Source organism: Segatella copri, assembly GCF_024330485.1.
In the GTDB taxonomy this organism is placed as follows: domain Bacteria; phylum Bacteroidota; class Bacteroidia; order Bacteroidales; family Bacteroidaceae; genus Prevotella; species Prevotella copri_L.
Genome location: NZ_JANDWX010000116.1, coordinates 1 through 556, shown reverse-complemented (window position 1 = coordinate 556; position 556 = coordinate 1). Strand labels below are relative to the sequence as shown.

The 556-nt window shown below is 53.1% G+C and carries 1 rRNA gene; it reads left to right on the top strand.

Annotated features, from left to right (window positions below):
* Positions 1-556 (top strand): 16S ribosomal RNA (locus NNC77_RS16620); the annotation flags it as partial.

Genomic DNA, 556 nt, shown 5'->3' with positions numbered 1-556 from the left:
TTTTGCATGTACCTTATGAATAAGGACCGGCTAATTCCGTGCCAGCAGCCGCGGTAATACGGAAGGTCCGGGCGTTATCCGGATTTATTGGGTTTAAAGGGAGCGTAGGCCGGAGATTAAGCGTGTTGTGAAATGTAGACGCTCAACGTCTGCACTGCAGCGCGAACTGGTTTCCTTGAGTACGCACAAAGTGGGCGGAATTCGTGGTGTAGCGGTGAAATGCTTAGATATCACGAAGAACTCCGATTGCGAAGGCAGCTCACTGGAGCGCAACTGACGCTGAAGCTCGAAAGTGCGGGTATCGAACAGGATTAGATACCCTGGTAGTCCGCACGGTAAACGATGGATGCCCGCTGTTGGTCTGAATAGGTCAGCGGCCAAGCGAAAGCATTAAGCATCCCACCTGGGGAGTACGCCGGCAACGGTGAAACTCAAAGGAATTGACGGGGGCCCGCACAAGCGGAGGAACATGTGGTTTAATTCGATGATACGCGAGGAACCTTACCCGGGCTTGAATTGCAGAGGAAGGATTTGGAGACAATGACGCCCTTCGGGG